This is a genomic window from Rhodanobacter sp. Root627, assembly GCF_001427835.1.
In the GTDB taxonomy this organism is placed as follows: Bacteria; Pseudomonadota; Gammaproteobacteria; order Xanthomonadales; family Rhodanobacteraceae; genus Rhodanobacter; species Rhodanobacter ginsenosidimutans.
Map to the genome: position 1 here is coordinate 692172 of NZ_LMGW01000002.1, position 16376 is coordinate 708547.

A 16376-nucleotide genomic window follows, 5' to 3' on the forward strand; every position below is an offset into this window, starting at 1 on the left:
CGCTGGAATGAAGAACCTGCCGCAAGGCAGACCATCTTCCGGCTCGACCCGCGCTTCATGGGCACCCGAGTGTAGCTGATGACGGCTCCCGGAGTCTTTACCGGCCCGGCCGCCGCCGGCGCGGCACGCCTGCCGTGACCGAGTTGCATCCGAACGTGTTGCATTCGAGCGCGGCCGCCCCATTTTTCAACCACGCGGTTTACTTATCGCGTTTTGCCCAGTCACGGAGATCCCCGGTGAGCGACCTGATTACCCATGTGAACGACGATGCCTTCCAGCAGCAGGTGCTGGAATCGGATGTACCCGTATTGCTTGATTTCTGGGCGGAATGGTGCGGCCCGTGCAAGGCCATCGCACCGATGCTCGAGGACCTAGCCAAGGATTACGAAGGCAAGCTGCGGGTGGTCAAGGTCAATATCGACCACAACCAGCAGACCCCCCGCACCTATGGCGTCCGCGGCATTCCCACCCTGATGGTGTTCAAGAACGGCAAGGTCGAGGCGACCCAGATCGGTGCCGTCAGCAAGGGCCAACTGGCCCAGATGATCGACAAGGCCATCTGAACCGCTCCACCTGAACCATCCAGTGATTCCCGCCGCGTGCTTTACGGCCGCACGCGGCGGATGCTAGATTCATCGCGTCCGTCGGGACAGTCCTGTCCCCCAGCGCCCTCCGCGCGACGCACATCCTCCCTCCTGTAATTCAACGGCGCCCCGCGAGGATTGCCCGTGTCCGATACCGAAAACCACACCCCGAACGACGCCGTTGGCGCCGACGCCAAACCTGTTGCCGAAGGCAAGCCCGAGCCGCGCCCGCGCGCGCCGCGCCGCACGGCGGCAGCCATAGCGGCGGCAAACGCCGAGAAAGCGGCCAAGTCATCCGCGGCGGAAAAACCGGCCGCCGAGACCGCCGACCGACCGGCCCCCGCGCCAGCCCCGACGCCGTCCGCCCCCGTGCAGGGCAACCTGCCCGTAGCGCCGCCGGCCGCCGCCTCATCCAGCGAGGCGCCCGCTCCACGCGCGCCGCAGGAACCACGCGAAGCGGGCCCGGCCGGCAACGCCAACCCCCAACAAAACCAGGGCCAGGCGTCGAACCCGAACCAGGGACAGAACCCGTCGTCCAACCAGGGCCAGAATCAGGGCCAGGGGCAGAACAACGGCAACGGTGGTCGCGAGGGTCGCGAAGGCCGTGGCCGGCGCCGCCGCAACGAGCGCAACCCGCAGCAGCAACCGCCGCGCGGACAGAACAACAACCCGCGCCACAACAACCCGAACGGCTTGCCGGTGGACGACGACAACGCCGATCCGGGCAGCAACGACCGCGTCATCAACCTCACCGAGCTGAAGCGCAAGAACGCGCCGCAACTGCTGGAATTCGCCGAGTCGCTGGGCATCCACGAAGGCATCGCCCGCGCCCGCAAGCAGGACGTGATCTTCAACGTGCTCAAGGCGCACGCCCGCTCCGGCGGCGGCATCTGGGCCGAAGGCGTGCTGGAAATCCTGCAGGACGGCTTCGGCTTCATGCGCTCGGCCGACGAAAGCTACCTGGCCGGCCCCGACGACATCTACGTCTCGCCCAGCCAGATCCGCCGCTTCAACCTGCGCACCGGCGACTACATCACCGGCCGCGTGCGTCACCCGAAGGAAGGCGAGCGTTACTTCGCCATGCTGCGGGTGGAGACGATCAACGGCGATCCGCCGGAAGCATCGAAAAACAAGATGCTGTTCGAGAACCTCACCCCGCTGTTCCCGCGCAAGGCGTTCAAGCTGGAACGCGGCAACGGTTCCAGCGAGGACATCACCGGCCGCATCCTCGATTTGATCGCACCGATCGGCAAGGGCCAGCGCGGCCTGATCGTCTCCCAGCCGAAATCCGGCAAGACGATGATGCTGCAGAACATCGCCCAGGCCATCCAGTACAACCACCCCGAAGCGCACCTGATCATCCTGCTGGTCGACGAGCGGCCGGAGGAAGTCACCGAAATCGCCCGCACCGTGCGCGCCGAAGTCATCAGTTCCACCTTCGACGAGCCGGCCGTGCGCCACGTGCAGGTCGCCGAGATGGTGATCGAGCGGGCCAAGCGCCTGGTCGAGCACAAGAAGGACGTGATCATCCTGCTGGATTCGATCACCCGCCTGGCGCGCGCCTACAACACCGTGATCCCCAGCTCCGGCAAGGTGCTCACCGGTGGCGTGGACGCGAACGCGCTGCAGCGCCCGAAGCGCTTCTTCGGCGCGGCCCGCAACGTCGAGGAAGGCGGCAGCCTGACCATCATCGCCACCGCGCTGACCGAAACCGGCAGCAAGATGGACGAGGTGATCTACGAGGAGTTCAAGGGCACCGGCAACATGGAAGTCCATCTGAGCCGGCGCATCTCCGAGAAGCGTGTCTACCCGGCCATCGACATCAACCGCTCCGGCACCCGCCGCGAAGACTTGCTGATCGACCCGGACATGCTCGCCAAGATCTGGATCCTGCGCAAACTGCTGCACCCGATGGACGAGCTGTCGGCGATGGAGTTCATGCTGGACAAGATGAAGAACACCAAGTCCAACGACGAGTTCTTCAACTCGATGAAGCGCTGAAGAGCCGGGAATAGGGATTCGGGAATAGGGATTCGCAAAAGCCTCGAAGCCGAGCTTCTGCCCCCTATCCCCCAAGCGACGCTTGGGGGATAGGGCTGGGGTGAGGGGGCGCTCTCCGCAAAGGCCGGCTTGTCGCCGGCTTTTTTTGTGCCGTAAGCTCTGTGCTGGAACGCCGCCACCGGCCAGGAACGTCACTGGCCACGATTGGCCGGAAGAATGGATTGCCCGAACCGCCCGTACAGCGACTGGCGTGTCCCGCCATCGCAGCGCACTGAACGCATACCGCCTGATCCAGCTCAGGGCGTACGCGGCCCCGTGTTGGTTCAATGAGCTGTCCGACCCCGCATTCCACGACACCCCTTTTCGTCGCCTTGCGCCGCCCCCATAGTGTCGGCTTCCCCTGCGAGGCTATGCCGTGTCCATACCCAGTGCCGCCAAAAGCACGCCGATCGGCGGTCGCCAGCAACTCGCTGATTACCTGGCTGCCGGCGAAAAGCCCCGCGAAGCCTGGCGCATCGGTACCGAGCACGAGAAGTTCGGCTTTCTCACCGACAGCCTGCGCCCGCCCACCTTCGAGGGTGATCGCGGCATCCGCGTGTTGCTGGAAACGCTGGCCAGCCGCTACGGCTGGCAGATCGCCCGCGAAGGCGACATCCCGGTGGCGCTGACCCGCGGCATGGCCAACATCACGCTGGAACCGGCCGGCCAGCTGGAGCTTTCCGGCGCACCACTGGAAACGGTGCACGACACCTGTCGTGAAGTGAATTCGCACCTGGACGAAGTGCGCTCGGTGGCCGACACGCTGGGCATCGGCTTCCTGGGCATGGGCTTCCAGCCGAAATGGCCGCGCGACGAAATGCCGTGGATGCCCAAGGGCCGCTACAAGATCATGCACGAGTACATGCCCAAGGTCGGCTCGCTGGGCCTGGACATGATGACCCGCACCTGCACCGTGCAGGTGAACCTGGATTTCGGCAGCCAGGCCGACATGATCAAGAAATTCCGCGTCAGCCTGGCACTGCAACCGATCGCCACCGCGCTGTTCGCCGACTCGCCGTTCACGGAAGGCCGTCCAAACGGCTATCAGTCCTACCGCTCGCACATCTGGACCGACACCGACAACGATCGCACCGGCATGCTCGATTTCGTGTTCGAGGACGGCTTCGGCTACGAGCGCTATGTCGACTACATCCTCGACGTGCCGATGTATTTCAGCCTGCAGAACGGCAAGTACCTCGACCTGGCCGGTCAGGATTTCAAGCAGTTCATGGCCGGCAACCTCGCCGCCCTGCCCGGCACCCGCGCCACCATGAAAGACTGGGCCGACCATCTCACCACCGCGTTCCCCGAAGTGCGGCTGAAGCAATACCTGGAAATGCGCGGCGCCGATGGCGGTCCGTGGAACCGGCTGTGCGCCCTGCCCGCGTTCTGGGTCGGCCTGTTGTACGACGATGAGGCGCTGGATGCCGCCTGGGACCTGGTCAAGGATTTCAGCCTCACCGAGCGCCACGCGCTGCGCGACGGCGTGCCGAAGCATGCGCTGAAGCTGCCATTCCGCAACGGCACCGTGCGCGACCTGGCCGAGCAGGCACTGAAGATCGCCGCCCACGGCCTGCAACGCCGCGCCCGCCTCAACCCCAACGGCGCCGACGAACGCATCTTCCTGGAGCCGCTGCTGGAAATCGTGCAGGCCAACCAGACGCCGGCCGATCGCAAGCTGGAGCTTTTCCACGGCCCGTGGAACGGCAGCGTGGACCCGGTGTTCCGCGAATTCGCGTACTGAAACGTGTAGGAGCGCACCCTGTGCGCGATGCTTTTCGTTGCGACGAAGAGCCATCGCGCACAGGGTGCGCTCCTACCGACGCTGTATCGAGCAACGGAAAAGGCCGGCTTTCGCCGGCCTTTTCCTCATGCGCCAGGCAACATCACTTTGCCGCCGGCGCATCCTTCAAGCCACGATTCTCCAGCATCGGCTCGATCTGCGGCTCCTGCCCGCGCCAGTTGCGATACATCGTGGCCAGGTCTTCGGTGTTGCCGCGCGAGAGCACCATCTTGCGGAAGCGGTCGCCGTTGGCGCGGGTCATGCCGCCGTGGTCCTTGAACGCCACGAAGGCGTCGTCGGCCAGCATTTCGGTCCACAGGTAGGCGTAGTAGCCGGCGGCGTAGCCGTTGCCCCAGATGTGCTGAAAGTAGCTGGAGCGGTAGCGCGGCGGCACGTAGCTGAGGTCGGTCTTGTCCTTTTTCAGCGCGGCGGCCTCGAACGCGTCGGCGTCCTGCAGCGGCGCGCTGGCGGGTAGCGTGTGCCAGTTCATGTCCAGCAGCGCGGCGGAGACCAGCTCGGTCATGTTGTAGCCGGAGTTGAACTTGCCCGCCTTCTTCATCTTGTCGACCAGCGGCTGCGGCATCGGCGCACCGGTCTTGTAGTGCTTGGCGTAGTGCGCGAACACCTTGGGGTTGGTCGCCCAGTGCTCGTTGAACTGCGAGGGGAACTCGACGAAGTCGCGCGCGGTGTTGGTGCCGGACAGGGTCGGGTACTGCTCGTCGGCGAAAATGCCGTGCAGCGCATGGCCGAACTCGTGGAACATGGTGATGACGTCATCGAACGACAGCAGTGCCGGCTGGCCCGCGGCCGGTTTGCTGAAGTTGCCGACGTTGTAGATCACCGGCTTGGTGCCCAGCAGTTTCGACTGGGTGACCAGGTTGTCCATCCAGGCGCCGCCGTTCTTGTTGTCGCGCTTGAAGTAGTCGCAGTAGAACAGCGCCAGCGAGCTGCCGTCCTGGTCGAACACCTCGAACACGCGCACGTCCGGCTGCCACACGGGGATGTCGTGGCGCTCCTTGAAAGTCAGGCCGTAGAGCTGGTTGGCGGCGTAGAACACGCCGTTCTCCAGCACGTTGTTCAGTTCGAAATACGGCTTGATCTGGTTTTCGTCGAGGTCGTACTTCGCCTTGCGCACCTGCTCGGCATAGAAGTTCCAGTCCCACGGCGCCACCTTGAAACCACCGTGCTGCTGGTCGATGACGGCCTGGATGTCCTTCGCCTCGGTTTCGGCGCGGGCGGTGGCGGCAGGGACCAGCCGCTGCATGAAGGCGATCGCCGTTTCCGGCGTCTTGGCCATCTGGTCGTCCAGCTTCCACGCGGCGTAGTTCTTGAAGCCCAGCAGCCTGGCCTGCTCGGCGCGGATCTGCGCCAGCCGCTCGATGGTCTTGCGGGTGTCGTTGGCATCGCCTTGTTCGGCGCGGTTCCACGAGGCCTTGAACAAGGCCTCGCGCGTGGCGCGATCGTTCAGATCCTGCAGTTCCGGCTGCTGGGTGGTGTTCTGCAGGGTCAATACGTACTCGCCATCCAGCTTGCGGTCCTTGGCGGCCGCGGTGGCGGCGGCCAGTTCGGCATCGGACAGGCCGGCGAGTTTCGATTTGTCATCGACCACCAGCGCGGCAGCCTTGGTCGCGGCCAGCAGCTTGTTGGTGAAGGCGGTGCTGAGCGTGGATTCCTCCTTGTTCAGCGCCTTCAGCTTGGCCTTGTCGGCGTCGGAAAGCTTGGCGCCCGCATGGACGAAATCACGGTAGACCACCTCGACCAGCCGCTTCGATTCCGGGTCGAGCTTGAGCGTGTCGCGCTGGTTGTAGACGGTTTCGATACGATGGAACAGCTTGTCGTTGAACGAGATCGCATCGCGATGTGCGGACAACCGCGGCGCTTCCTGCTCCTGGATTTTCTGCAGCGTGTCGTCGGTGTTTGCGCCGGTGACAGTGTCGAACGCGGCCATCACGCGGTTCAGCATGGCGCCGGACTTCTCCATCGCCACGAAGGTGTTTTCAAAGGTGGGTGCGGCGGGGTTGTTGGCGATCTTTTCGATTTCCGCCAGATGCTGGCGCATGCCCTCTTCGATCGCTGGCTGGTAGTCGCCATCACTGATCTTGTCGAACGGCGGCGCCTGGAACGGCAGCGTGCTGGCGGCGTAGAACGGGTTGCTGCCGAGGTCGGCGCCAGCGGTGTTCACGGCAGCCTGGGTGTAGAACGCGACAAGCGACATGGTGGTGGCGATCACTAGAGTGCGAAGGGGAAACATCGTGCTTACTCCGTTGGGTACACCCAAACGTGCAACCTGGCAACAATGGGGTCAATGCCACTAACGGCACTGGTGATCACCACGACCAACCGCGCGTTCAAGCCGCCCGCAGATCGCGCAATTGCCACGCCGAGCCCACCAGCAGGTACAGGCGATGACGCACCACGCTCATCGGCAGTGAGGTCACCAGGTCAACCTCGGTGTGCAGGCCGGCCAGGTGCGCGCTGACCTGCGCTTCGGGATCGGCATTGCCCAGGCTCGCATCCACGGCGTCCGGATCAGGCTGCACGGCGCGCCAGCGCTGGAACAGGCCATCGGCGCGCAATGATTCCTGCAGGATGGCGGCAAAACTGCGCGGATCGACGCCGTCGTAGCTGAAACGCGGGTCATCGCCACGTGCGTGGGCCAGGTCGGCGATGGAGAGGTAGTAGTGGTGTCGACTCATGTTCACTCCGGTGGGCATCGGGGATGTGCCCACCGGATATCGACGCATAGTGGCCGTGAAGCGCGCCTGACGGCGGCGCGTGAAATGCGCGACCGCAGCGCTGGAAAGGTCGTTACGCGGCCGCCATCCGGTTGGCATCCTGCACCGCGGCGACGGCGGCAGTCAGTTGCGCAGCGGCCAGCGCCGGCACGACGCCATGCGGCAGCACGCCGAGGCAAGGAGCAGGCAACAGCTCGCGCAGGGTGGCCAGGTTTTCGTCCAGCGCATCCATCGCCGGGTCGATCCGGTTGCCGATCCAGCCGATCAGCCGGCAACCATCGGCGACGATCGCCCGCGCGCTCAACTGCGCATGGTTGAGGCAACCCAGTCGCAAGCCCACCACCAGGATCACCGGCAACTGCCACTGCCGTGGAATGTCCGCGGCGGATAGCCCGGGCGCCAGCGGCACCATCCAGCCGCCCACGCCTTCCACCACCACGCAGTCGTGCGTGCGTTCCAGTTGCTCGAACGCGGCGCGCAGCGGCGGCATCGAGATCAGCACGCCATCGTGGGCGGCCGCCAGGTGCGGCGACAACGGGTCGCGCATCGCGAACGGGTTGATCACCGCATACGGCAACGGCGCGCTGCTGGCCGCCTGCAGCGCCAGCGCATCCTCGTTGCGCAGGCCGTCGGGCGTTTCCTCGCAGCCGCTGGCCACGGGCTTCATGCCGCACGCCACCAGGCCGGCGGCGCGCAGCGCATGCAGCAGGGTGCAGGAGCTGTGGGTCTTGCCGATGCCGGTATCGGTGCCCGCGATGAAGACGGCGCTCATGCTGCTTGCCCGTAGCGCCGGTTGAAACGGCTCACCACCGGGCCGATCAGGAACAACAGCGCATACATGAAGCCGGGCAGCGCCCACATCCAGCCCGGCGCCGACAGCGGCAGCAGCAGCGCCACGAGGGCGGACGCCAGCCCGATCACGGCCGGCACGCTCCACACGCGCATCTCGCGGCGCGCGCCCAGCGTGTCGAAGCCCGCCCTGCCCGCGCGACGCGCTGCATGCCCGAACAGCGCCGTCAGCGTGCCGGCCATGCAGGCATAGGCCAGGCCGTAGCAGGCGAACAACGTGCGCATGTCGGCGGTGCCGCCGACGAGGTGGAAGTCGCTGGGCAGGCGGCCCGCGCTCAAGCCGTTGAACAGTCCCGCAAACACCATGTGCAACGGGTACACGAAGATCATCGCGAAAAACACCAGCAGCAACGACAGCCACCGGCCGGTGGTGGTGGCTTCATGGCAGCGTCGGCGCCAGCGCACGTGGCCATGCCAGAAGAACGCGATGTGGAAAAAGCACACCGCGAAAGCGGGAATGCCGCCCAGCATCAGCAGCAGTTTGTCGGTGCTGTCGGGGATGGAACTGCCGCCGATCAGCAGCAAGGTAAGCGTGAACGCGAAAGCGCCGTCCACGAACGCATCAAGCCGCCCGGCCTCGATTCCTTCGCGTTGCCCGATCAGACTCATGCTCCCTCCCGTCACGATGGCTCGGCGCATAATACGAGCTTTGCCGCCGGACGCGTCGCATGTTCGAACTGAAACCACACACCTATGCCAGCAAGCGCGAGCATTACGACGACCTGGTGTCGCAGGCGCGCGGCCTGCTCGCCGGCGAGCGTGACCTGATCGCCAACGCGGCGAATTTCAGCGCACTGGTCTACCACAGCCTGCCCGACATCAACTGGGCCGGCTTCTATCTGTACGACGGCAACGAGCTGGTGGTGGGGCCGTTCCAAGGCAAGCCCGCCTGCATCCGCATCGCGCTGGGCCGCGGCGTCTGCGGCACCGCCGCGCAAACGCGGGAAATCCAGCTGGTGGCCGACGTCAACGCCTTCGACGGCCATATCGCCTGCGATGCCGCCTCGCAATCGGAAATCGTGGTGCCGCTGGTTCGACCCGATGGCCGGTTGCTTGGCGTATGGGACGTGGACAGCCCGCATACGCGGCGCTTCGACGAGGACGACCGCGCCGGCATGCAGGCGCTGTGCGCGGTGTTCATCGAAAACCTGGGCGACTGAGCGCGGCCCTCAGGCCGGATCCAGTGGCGTGGTGCCACCGGTAAATTGCAGCCGCGCCTGCGCCAGGCGATATTTGCGCTCGCGCCGCGCCCGGCGCCAGTCGCGCAGCGTGTAGACGGCATACACCAGCTTGAACAGCCGCAGTTTGCGCAGCACCAGCGGCATGTCGAACAAGTCGCCGGCCAGCATCGAGATCACGCCCTGCTCCAGCCGCCAGATGTTGCGCGGCTGGCGAAACATCTGCTGCATCACCGGGCCGTTGAAACGGTAGATGAAGAACGCGAAGCGCTTCATCGCCGCGCGCTGCCGCTTTTCCAGCTTGCGCATCAGCACCATTTCGCAGGTGGGGTCGCGCAGCGCCTGGTCGACCAGCTCGACTGCCTTTTCCGCGCCGCTCATGGCCAGGTACACGCCGGAGGAAAACACCGGGTCGAGAAACGCGAACGCATCGCCCACCAGGATCCAGCCCGGCCCGCCCATCGCGGTGGCGTCGTAGGAGTAATTGCCGGTGACGCGCACTTCGTCGCCGATCAACTCCGCCTGCTGCAGCCGCTGCCACAGCGCCGGCACCTGCTGCAGCGTCTGCAGCAGGAATTCGCGGGGGCTGCCCTTGCGCTGCTTCAGGTATTCCGGCCGCGCCACCGCACCCACGCTCATGCTGCCGTTCGGCAGCGGGATCATCCACATCCAGCCGTAATCGAAGTTGTAGATGCTGATATTGCCCGCGTCCGCGCCCTCACGCGTCTGCGCGCCGCGGAAGTGGCCGAAGATGGCCGCGCTCTGGTGGGCGGTATTCTTGCGCCGCAGCTTCTTGCGGCTGGCGAAGAACGCGTCGCGGCCGCTGGCGTCCACCACGTAGCGGGCGCGCAGGCGGTAGCTCTCGCCCTGGTCGGTGCGCACGTCGAGCAGGGAGTCACGCGGTCCGGCCTGCTCGACCTGCCTCACCTCGTGGCCCTCGCGCGCATCGGCGCCGCACTCGCGGGCGTGCTCGTAGAGCATCTTGTCGAAATCCTGCCGCCATACCTGGAAGGCGTGCGGCGGGCTGTTGCCGATCGCCCGGTTGAACGCGTAGGTGTTGTAGCCGCGCTCGTTGTCCGCCTCGAAATCCGCGCCGGCCTTGAACAGGCCCATCGCGCGCACTTTTTCCAACACGCCCAGGCGCTCGAACACCGGCAGATTCATCGGCAGCAGCGACTCGCCGATATGGAAACGCGGGTGATGATCCTTCTCCAGCGCCACCACCTTGTATCCGCGCCGCGCCAGCAAGGCCGCCGCGGTGCTGCCGCCCGGCCCGCCGCCGATCACCACCACGTCGCATTGCTCATCGGCATCCGCTGCCTGTGTGTCGTGTGCGTGCCCGTCCTGTGCCTGAGCCGTCATGCCTTTTTCCCCCTGTGGATTGTCGGTCGCGGCATGGCCGCCAGCGGGTGATTATGCCCAAGCGTCCGCGGCCCGCCCAGATCGCATGGACGCCTCTGCTACCATCGGTCGCCCACCGATCCATCGTCCCGGCTGCCTCGATCCATGCTCAACCCGCAACAACAGGCCGCCGTCGAACATTGCGACACGCCGCTGCTCGTCCTCGCCGGCGCGGGCTCCGGCAAGACCTCGGTGATCACCCAGAAAATCGCCTACCTGATCCAGCGCAAGCGGCTGGCGCCGTCGCGTATCGCCGCGATCACCTTCACCAACAAGGCGGCGCGCGAAATGCGCGAGCGCGTGGGCAAGCTGGTAAGCGCCGACGATGCCGCCGCGCTCACGGTCAGCACGTTCCATGCGCTGGGGCTGAAATTCCTGCAGATCGAGCACGAGCGCGCCGGCCTGCGCCGCGGCTTCTCGGTACTGGACGCGGACGACAGCGGCGGCATCGTGAAGGAGCTGGCGCCCAAGGGCGTCAAGAACGATGTGCTGTTCGGCATACGCAATCTGCTCAGCCGGGCCAAGAACGGCGGCCTGTCGCCGGAGGAAGCGCTGGCCGCCGCACGCAGCCCGCGCGAGCTGGAAGCGGCCACGATCTACGATCTGTACCAGCAGCGCCTGGCGGCCTTCAACGCGGTCGATTTCGACGACCTGATCCGGCTGCCGCTACGCATCCTGGAAAGCGACGCCGAATGCCGCGACGCCTGGCGCGAGCGCCTGCGCTACCTGCTGGTGGACGAATACCAGGACACCAACGACGCGCAATACCGGCTGCTGAAGGCGCTGACCGGCGAGCGCGGCGGCATCACCTGCGTGGGCGACGACGACCAGTCGATCTATGCCTGGCGCGGCGCGAACCCGGAAAACATCGACCAGCTCGGCCGCGACTGGCCCAACCTGCGCGTGATCAAGCTGGAGCAGAACTACCGCTGCGGCAAGCGCATCCTGCGCGCGGCGAACAAGCTGATCGCCAACAACCCGCACCTGCACGAAAAGAAGCTGTGGAGCGAGCATCCGGAAGGCGCGCCCATCCGCGTGCTGGAATGCAAGGAAGCCGAGCACGAGGCCGAGCGCATCGCCGCGGTCGCCACCACGCTGGCCGAGAAACACAAGGCGCGCTGGGAGGACATGGCGATCCTGTATCGCGGCAATTTCCAGGCACGTCCATTGGAAAAGGCGCTGCGGCTGGCGCGCATCCCGTACCACCTCACCGGCGCGCTGAGCTTCCTCGACCGCGCCGAGGTGAAGGACCTGCTGTGCTATCTGCGCCTGCTGACCAACCCCAGCGACGACGCGGCCTTCCTGCGCGTGGTCAACGTGCCCAAGCGCGAGATCGGCGCCACCACGCTGGAGAAGCTGGGCCAGTTCGCCCAGTCGCGCCACTCGTCCCTGCTCGACGCCACCCGCAGCGACAGCGTGCTGCGCCAGCTCACGCCGCGCCCGGCCGCGGCGCTGGCCTCCTTCGCCACCCTGCTCGACGAACTGCGCAGTGCTTCGTTGCATGAAAGCGCCGCCGACCTGGTGGAACGCATCCTGAAACGCACCGGCTACGCCGCCCAGATCGCCGCCAGCACGCCCGACGCGGCCGTGCGCGAACGCAAGCTGGGCAACCTCAAGGAGCTGGCCGACTGGTTCCGCGCGATGCAGAAGGGCGGCAACACCGCCGGCGACCTGGCCTCGCAACTGGCCCTGCTCAGCCACGCCGACCGCGACGAGCCGGGCAATGCCGTGCGCATGATGACGCTGCACGCGGCCAAGGGGCTGGAGTTCCGTTTCGTCTTCATCGTGGGCTGCGAGGACGGCACCCTGCCCCACGAAGGCGCCATCGACGAAGGCCGCACCGACGAGGAACGCCGCCTGATGTACGTGGGCATCACCCGCGCCAAGGAGTTGCTGACCCTGTCGTGGTGCGCGCAGACCAAACGCTGGGGCGATATCCACCGCAACCAGCCCAGCCGCTTCCTGCACGAACTGCCGCAGGACGACCTGCACTGGCAAGGCAAGGACCCGGAAGCGGACAAGGAAATCACCCGCGAGACCGCCGAATCGCACATGGCGAAGATCAAGGCGATGCTGGCGGGCGGGTGATCACTCGGGTGATCACTGCAGGAGCGCACCCTGTGCGCGATGGCTTTTGCAGGTAGCGGAAATCGGAAAAGCGTTCGCGCACAGGTGCGCTCCTGCAGCAAATTCTTCGCCTCGAGCTCACTTTTCAGATACGCGTAGTGGATCGATGCGGCGACCACACCGCTTTAGCGTTGAGGTTTCTGCGCTTCAAAGTCGAATCCCCCTTCCCATTGTTCGTGGGAAAGGCTGACGTCAAGCGCTTCTGCAAACAACGCAAGGATCAACCGCATGGATTGGCGGATAATTTCCTTGTTGCACCGGAGCCCGGCTGAACGAATGGAAGCATGCCCCCGACGTAAGCGTCCGCACCCCCTTGAATCAAGCTCATGTCATAAACCCAGAAAAGCACCAGGTCGTTATATTTCGTATAACGACTCAACTTGGGAAATGATCTTGATAGATTTATTACGCCTGAGACCGAACTTCCGGGTGAAATGGTCACTTCCTTGATCGGAAAGTCTTCAATTAACCCAACCTCCTCGAGAGGTTGTCCTGCCACGGGCCCAGCGGCATAGACAACGATTCCGGTCGCATCTTGGCCCCATGGCAGATCCGCCAGCTGCTCGACGACGCGGTGGCCAGAACAATTCCAGACGCTCATGTCAAGATACACCGAGCCCTGGTCAACCCTCACCTGATCCGCCCGCACAAAAAGTTCCCCCGCCGCTGCCATTGGGAAAAAATACAGGAGAGCTAGAGCAAGTAAACACACCATCCTGCCTGAGTGGACTATTCCCTTGAAGCTATCGGCCATAAACCTTCCAGATTGGGAGAGTGTCGACCATGCATTGACGCCCGCTCCCGTGGAACCAAGAGCCATATCCGTGCGTCATCGGGTCGCCATAGAGAACGCGGTTCGTTCTGCCCAGATGATCCCTGGTCGTCGTGGAAAATACGGCGCAGAGCTCGTATGTATGTTTTCCGCGGATAGCGTATTCGTACTGCCTACCAGTTTTCGGATCGTTAGGGGCATCACCACTTGGCCCATCCGAAAGCGCGGAAAGATCAGCCGGCAGATGATGATGCGCATGATCGAAGTTCATTATTCTCCACGCGATTTCAAGCGTCTGGCGTTCCCGCTGAGTATCATAGTCGACCTTTCGTTCGTAACAGTATAAATAAACAGCAGCCACTATGACTACGACGCCACAAAGCATCGCGGCCATCTTACGAACTGTTAGATTGGACATTGTCATTTCGGCGCCTAATCGTCAGGCCTAGTCATCGACAGAACCGTAGCTCCCGCCCAAAACTCTTGGAATATAGTACTGCTTTATAGTGCTTTCTCTCCACTCAATCAGCGGTCGACACCCATCACCCTCACATTTCTCTTGCTTAAGTAACCTTTCAAGGCAATCGAGCTCAGCGTTGAAAGCCTTATATTCCGTTGCCATGGCTTCTGCGTCCGTATCTTCAGCCAGAAATAGACCTCCTATTAGATGGCTGTACCAATGACACAGGCCGGGATTATCTCGATCAACATCTTCGATATGGGATTGCTCATGTGCAACGGCGCAAATGCCGATTTGCGGACAGGACTTGTACTGATCCGGAACCTTGACCCAAATTTTCCAAGCACCATGATCACACCAAACGCCACCCTCGGGGCCAGATTTGCGTGATAGATGAAACAGGCCCAACAAGTCGGATGCGTTGACAGGATTTGAACCAACATAGGCATAAGAGCTGAGGCCACCCCGCAGCCCAATAGGATCGCTCTCTACATACCGCCCCGTCGCGGCGTCGTAATCCCTGTGCACGTTATAGTTCAGTCCCGACTCTGAGTCGTGATACTGCCCCGGAAAGCGCAAGGCCAGGTCGTACGACCCCAGCGCTGGCGTATCGCCGAAGGCCTCGCCGGCATAGGCCTAGCCCCACACGGGATAACCGCCAGTATTCACCACCCGGCGCGGCGTACCGAGAAAATCGGTGGCCACGTAGTGGACCGACATGCCCTGGGTTGAGGTATCCAGCGTGGCGACCAAGGTGCCTTCCAGCCAGAGATATTCGCGCTTTTGCTGGAGGTCGGGCGCGTAATCGCCCAGCAGATGCGCCTGGTCATCGTAGATGAACTGAGGGGTATGGCTACCCGTGGTCTTCTGGGCCCGCAGCCCATTGGCATCGTAGAAATAGCTGCCGACAACCCGACCGGCCTTGGCTACCTGCGTCAGGCGATTGTTGGCGGCGTAATCGAGATCCAATGCCTGACCCTGCCGGTGCATGCGCACGATGTTGCCTGCGGCGTCGCTCAGCACATTGGCTGTCTTCCAGCCGCGCCAGCCGGGCGTGGCGATGCCACCGAGGCGGTGGGTGCCGGGTTGATAGGCGTAGCGCTCAGTCAGCAGCCCCGCCCGCTCACGCGATTGGCGATCGCCGGTGGCGTTCTAGTCGTGGCGAAGCTGAGCTCGATGGCATTTAACTTCCTCCGTCCCATTTTCCGGCCCCTTTTTCCGGCCGTAAGTGAACCTGAAGACTCATGTCGCCGCCTCCCGCGCTTGGCGGTACGTTGGAACTACCACGGTTTCAACGTCGCCCAGCGACAGGAGGCAGCCATGTCACTTTACGCAGCCATCGATTTGCATTCCAGCAACAGCGTGTTGGCCGTCATGGATGGCGACGGCAAACCGGTGCTGCGGTGTCGACGACCCAACGATTTGCCGCGCCTGCTCAGCGACCTTGCGCCATACCGGGACGATCTGGTCGGCGTGGCGGTGGAGTCCACTTACAACTGGTACTGGCTGGTCGATGGCCTGATGGATCACGGTTATGTCGTGCACCTGGTCAATACCACCGCGATCCCGCAGTACGACGGACTCAAGCACGGCGACGACGACAGCGACGCCCTGCATCTGGCCCAGCTGATGCGGCTGGGCTTGCTGCCCGAAGGCTACATCTATCCGCGCGAACAACGTGGCACACGCGACCTGCTACGCCGTCGCTTCAGCTTGGTGCGGCAGGCAGTGCGTTTGATGCTGTCGATCCAGTCCAGCTTCAGTCGCAGCACCGGCAAACAGCTATCGGCCAACAAGCTACGACAGCTGTCGCCGTCGCAGCTTGTCGACCTGTTTCCCGAGCTCTCCACCCGCTACGGCGTGTTGATCCAGTTCAAGCTGTGGATGACAGTGCAGGATCAGATCAAGGCACTTGAAACGTGGATTCGCAAGGATCTGGCACGACCGGATTTGCTGGCGCGTTTGCAGAGTGTGCCGGGCATTGGCCCGATCCTGGGCATGACGATCCTGCTGGAGAGTGGCGCCATCGAGCGCTTCGAATCTGTCGGCGACTACGCCTCGTACTGTCGCATGGTCGAGAGCGTGCGACTGTCCAACGGCAAACGGAAGGGGCACGGCAATCGCAAGTGCGGCAACCGATATCTGTGCTGGGCGTTCATGGAGGCGGCAAACTATGCCGTGCGCTACGACCCGTTGATTCGACGCTGGTACGAGCGCAAGCGGGCGCGCAAACATCGCGTCGTCGCCATCAAGGCGGTCGCGCACAAGCTGGCACGCGCCTGTTACCACATGCTGCACGAAGGCACGACGTTCGATCTCACGCGTGCCTTCGGCTGATCACGCTGACGGTCGCAGGCCGGAACTGGGGTTTGGCTTCGAGCCAGTCACTCTGAAAGGTCGCGACCGTCGGCACCCGTGTTGTACGCAAGACCGCACGCGGACCGAGC

At 64.0% G+C, this 16376-nt stretch carries 13 protein-coding genes and 1 pseudogene; 6 read left to right on the plus strand and 8 right to left on the minus strand.

The window, feature by feature from the left end:
- The first annotated feature begins 236 nt into the window (after nucleotides 1–236).
- The 3 genes from trxA to ASD68_RS10415 all read left to right on the plus strand — a co-directional run bounded on the left by trxA (nucleotide 237) and on the right by ASD68_RS10415 (nucleotide 4368).
- Nucleotides 237–563 carry a thioredoxin TrxA gene (gene trxA, locus ASD68_RS10405; protein ID WP_007081605.1) on the plus strand — a complete coding sequence of 109 codons (327 nt, stop codon included), beginning with the start codon at nucleotides 237–239 and terminating at the stop codon, nucleotides 561–563.
- Nucleotides 564–953: 390 nt separating this feature from the next.
- Complete coding sequence (gene rho / locus ASD68_RS10410) at nucleotides 954–2585, plus strand: transcription termination factor Rho (protein WP_235578735.1); 1632 nt, start codon at nucleotides 954–956, stop codon at nucleotides 2583–2585.
- A 415-nt stretch (nucleotides 2586–3000) separates the two neighbouring features.
- A complete protein-coding gene (locus ASD68_RS10415) occupies nucleotides 3001–4368 on the plus strand; it encodes a glutamate--cysteine ligase (RefSeq protein ID WP_056606435.1) in 1368 nt (455 codons plus the stop codon).
- A gap of 142 nt (nucleotides 4369–4510) precedes the next feature.
- Here ASD68_RS10415 and dcp read toward each other — a convergent pair whose 3' ends face one another.
- The 4 genes from dcp to ASD68_RS10435 all read right to left on the minus strand — a co-directional run bounded on the left by dcp (nucleotide 4511) and on the right by ASD68_RS10435 (nucleotide 8600).
- A complete protein-coding gene (gene dcp / locus ASD68_RS10420) occupies nucleotides 4511–6658 on the minus strand; it encodes a peptidyl-dipeptidase Dcp (protein WP_056606438.1) in 2148 nt (715 codons plus the stop codon).
- Between the two features lie 97 nt (nucleotides 6659–6755).
- Nucleotides 6756–7103, minus strand: a complete 348-nt coding sequence (locus ASD68_RS10425; RefSeq protein WP_056606440.1) for a hypothetical protein — start codon at nucleotides 7101–7103, stop codon at nucleotides 6756–6758.
- Nucleotides 7104–7215: 112 nt separating this feature from the next.
- Entirely contained in the window at nucleotides 7216–7914 is a 699-nt protein-coding gene (gene bioD, locus ASD68_RS10430; RefSeq protein WP_056606443.1) for a dethiobiotin synthase, read from the minus strand.
- Nucleotides 7911–8600: a TMEM175 family protein gene (locus ASD68_RS10435; RefSeq protein WP_056606446.1), complete on the minus strand. Its 690-nt coding sequence runs from the start codon at nucleotides 8598–8600 to the stop codon at nucleotides 7911–7913. Before ASD68_RS10435 ends, bioD begins: the two co-directional genes overlap by 4 nt.
- A gap of 59 nt (nucleotides 8601–8659) precedes the next feature.
- Here ASD68_RS10435 and ASD68_RS10440 point away from each other — a divergent pair, with 59 nt between their 5' ends.
- Nucleotides 8660–9151 (plus strand): GAF domain-containing protein, encoded by a 492-nt coding sequence (locus ASD68_RS10440; RefSeq protein ID WP_056606448.1) that lies wholly within the window; start codon nucleotides 8660–8662, stop codon nucleotides 9149–9151.
- A gap of 9 nt (nucleotides 9152–9160) precedes the next feature.
- Here the strand turns inward: ASD68_RS10440 and ASD68_RS10445 are convergent, their stop codons facing one another.
- Nucleotides 9161–10531, minus strand: coding sequence for an NAD(P)/FAD-dependent oxidoreductase (locus tag ASD68_RS10445; RefSeq protein WP_082546032.1), 1371 nt, complete (start codon nucleotides 10529–10531; stop codon nucleotides 9161–9163).
- Nucleotides 10532–10675: 144 nt separating this feature from the next.
- Between ASD68_RS10445 and ASD68_RS10450 the strand changes: the two genes are divergently transcribed.
- A complete protein-coding gene (locus tag ASD68_RS10450; RefSeq protein ID WP_056082683.1) occupies nucleotides 10676–12658 on the plus strand; it encodes a UvrD-helicase domain-containing protein in 1983 nt (660 codons plus the stop codon).
- Between the two features lie 259 nt (nucleotides 12659–12917).
- On the opposite strand, the gene ASD68_RS16850 is transcribed toward ASD68_RS10450, so the two are convergent.
- The 3 genes and pseudogenes from ASD68_RS16850 to ASD68_RS10460 all read right to left on the minus strand — a co-directional run bounded on the left by ASD68_RS16850 (nucleotide 12918) and on the right by ASD68_RS10460 (nucleotide 14952).
- Nucleotides 12918–13451: a hypothetical protein gene (locus tag ASD68_RS16850; protein WP_156458377.1), complete on the minus strand. Its 534-nt coding sequence runs from the start codon at nucleotides 13449–13451 to the stop codon at nucleotides 12918–12920.
- Nucleotides 13452–13914: 463 nt separating this feature from the next.
- Nucleotides 13915–14538, minus strand: a pseudogene (locus tag ASD68_RS16625) (RHS repeat-associated core domain-containing protein); the annotation flags it as partial.
- A gap of 27 nt (nucleotides 14539–14565) precedes the next feature.
- Complete coding sequence (locus ASD68_RS10460; protein ID WP_056606454.1) at nucleotides 14566–14952, minus strand: hypothetical protein; 387 nt, start codon at nucleotides 14950–14952, stop codon at nucleotides 14566–14568.
- Nucleotides 14953–15249: 297 nt separating this feature from the next.
- On the opposite strand from ASD68_RS10460, the gene ASD68_RS10465 reads away from it, so the two are divergent.
- A complete protein-coding gene (locus ASD68_RS10465; protein WP_056606457.1) occupies nucleotides 15250–16266 on the plus strand; it encodes an IS110 family transposase in 1017 nt (338 codons plus the stop codon).
- The last annotated feature ends 110 nt before the right edge of the window (nucleotides 16267–16376 follow it).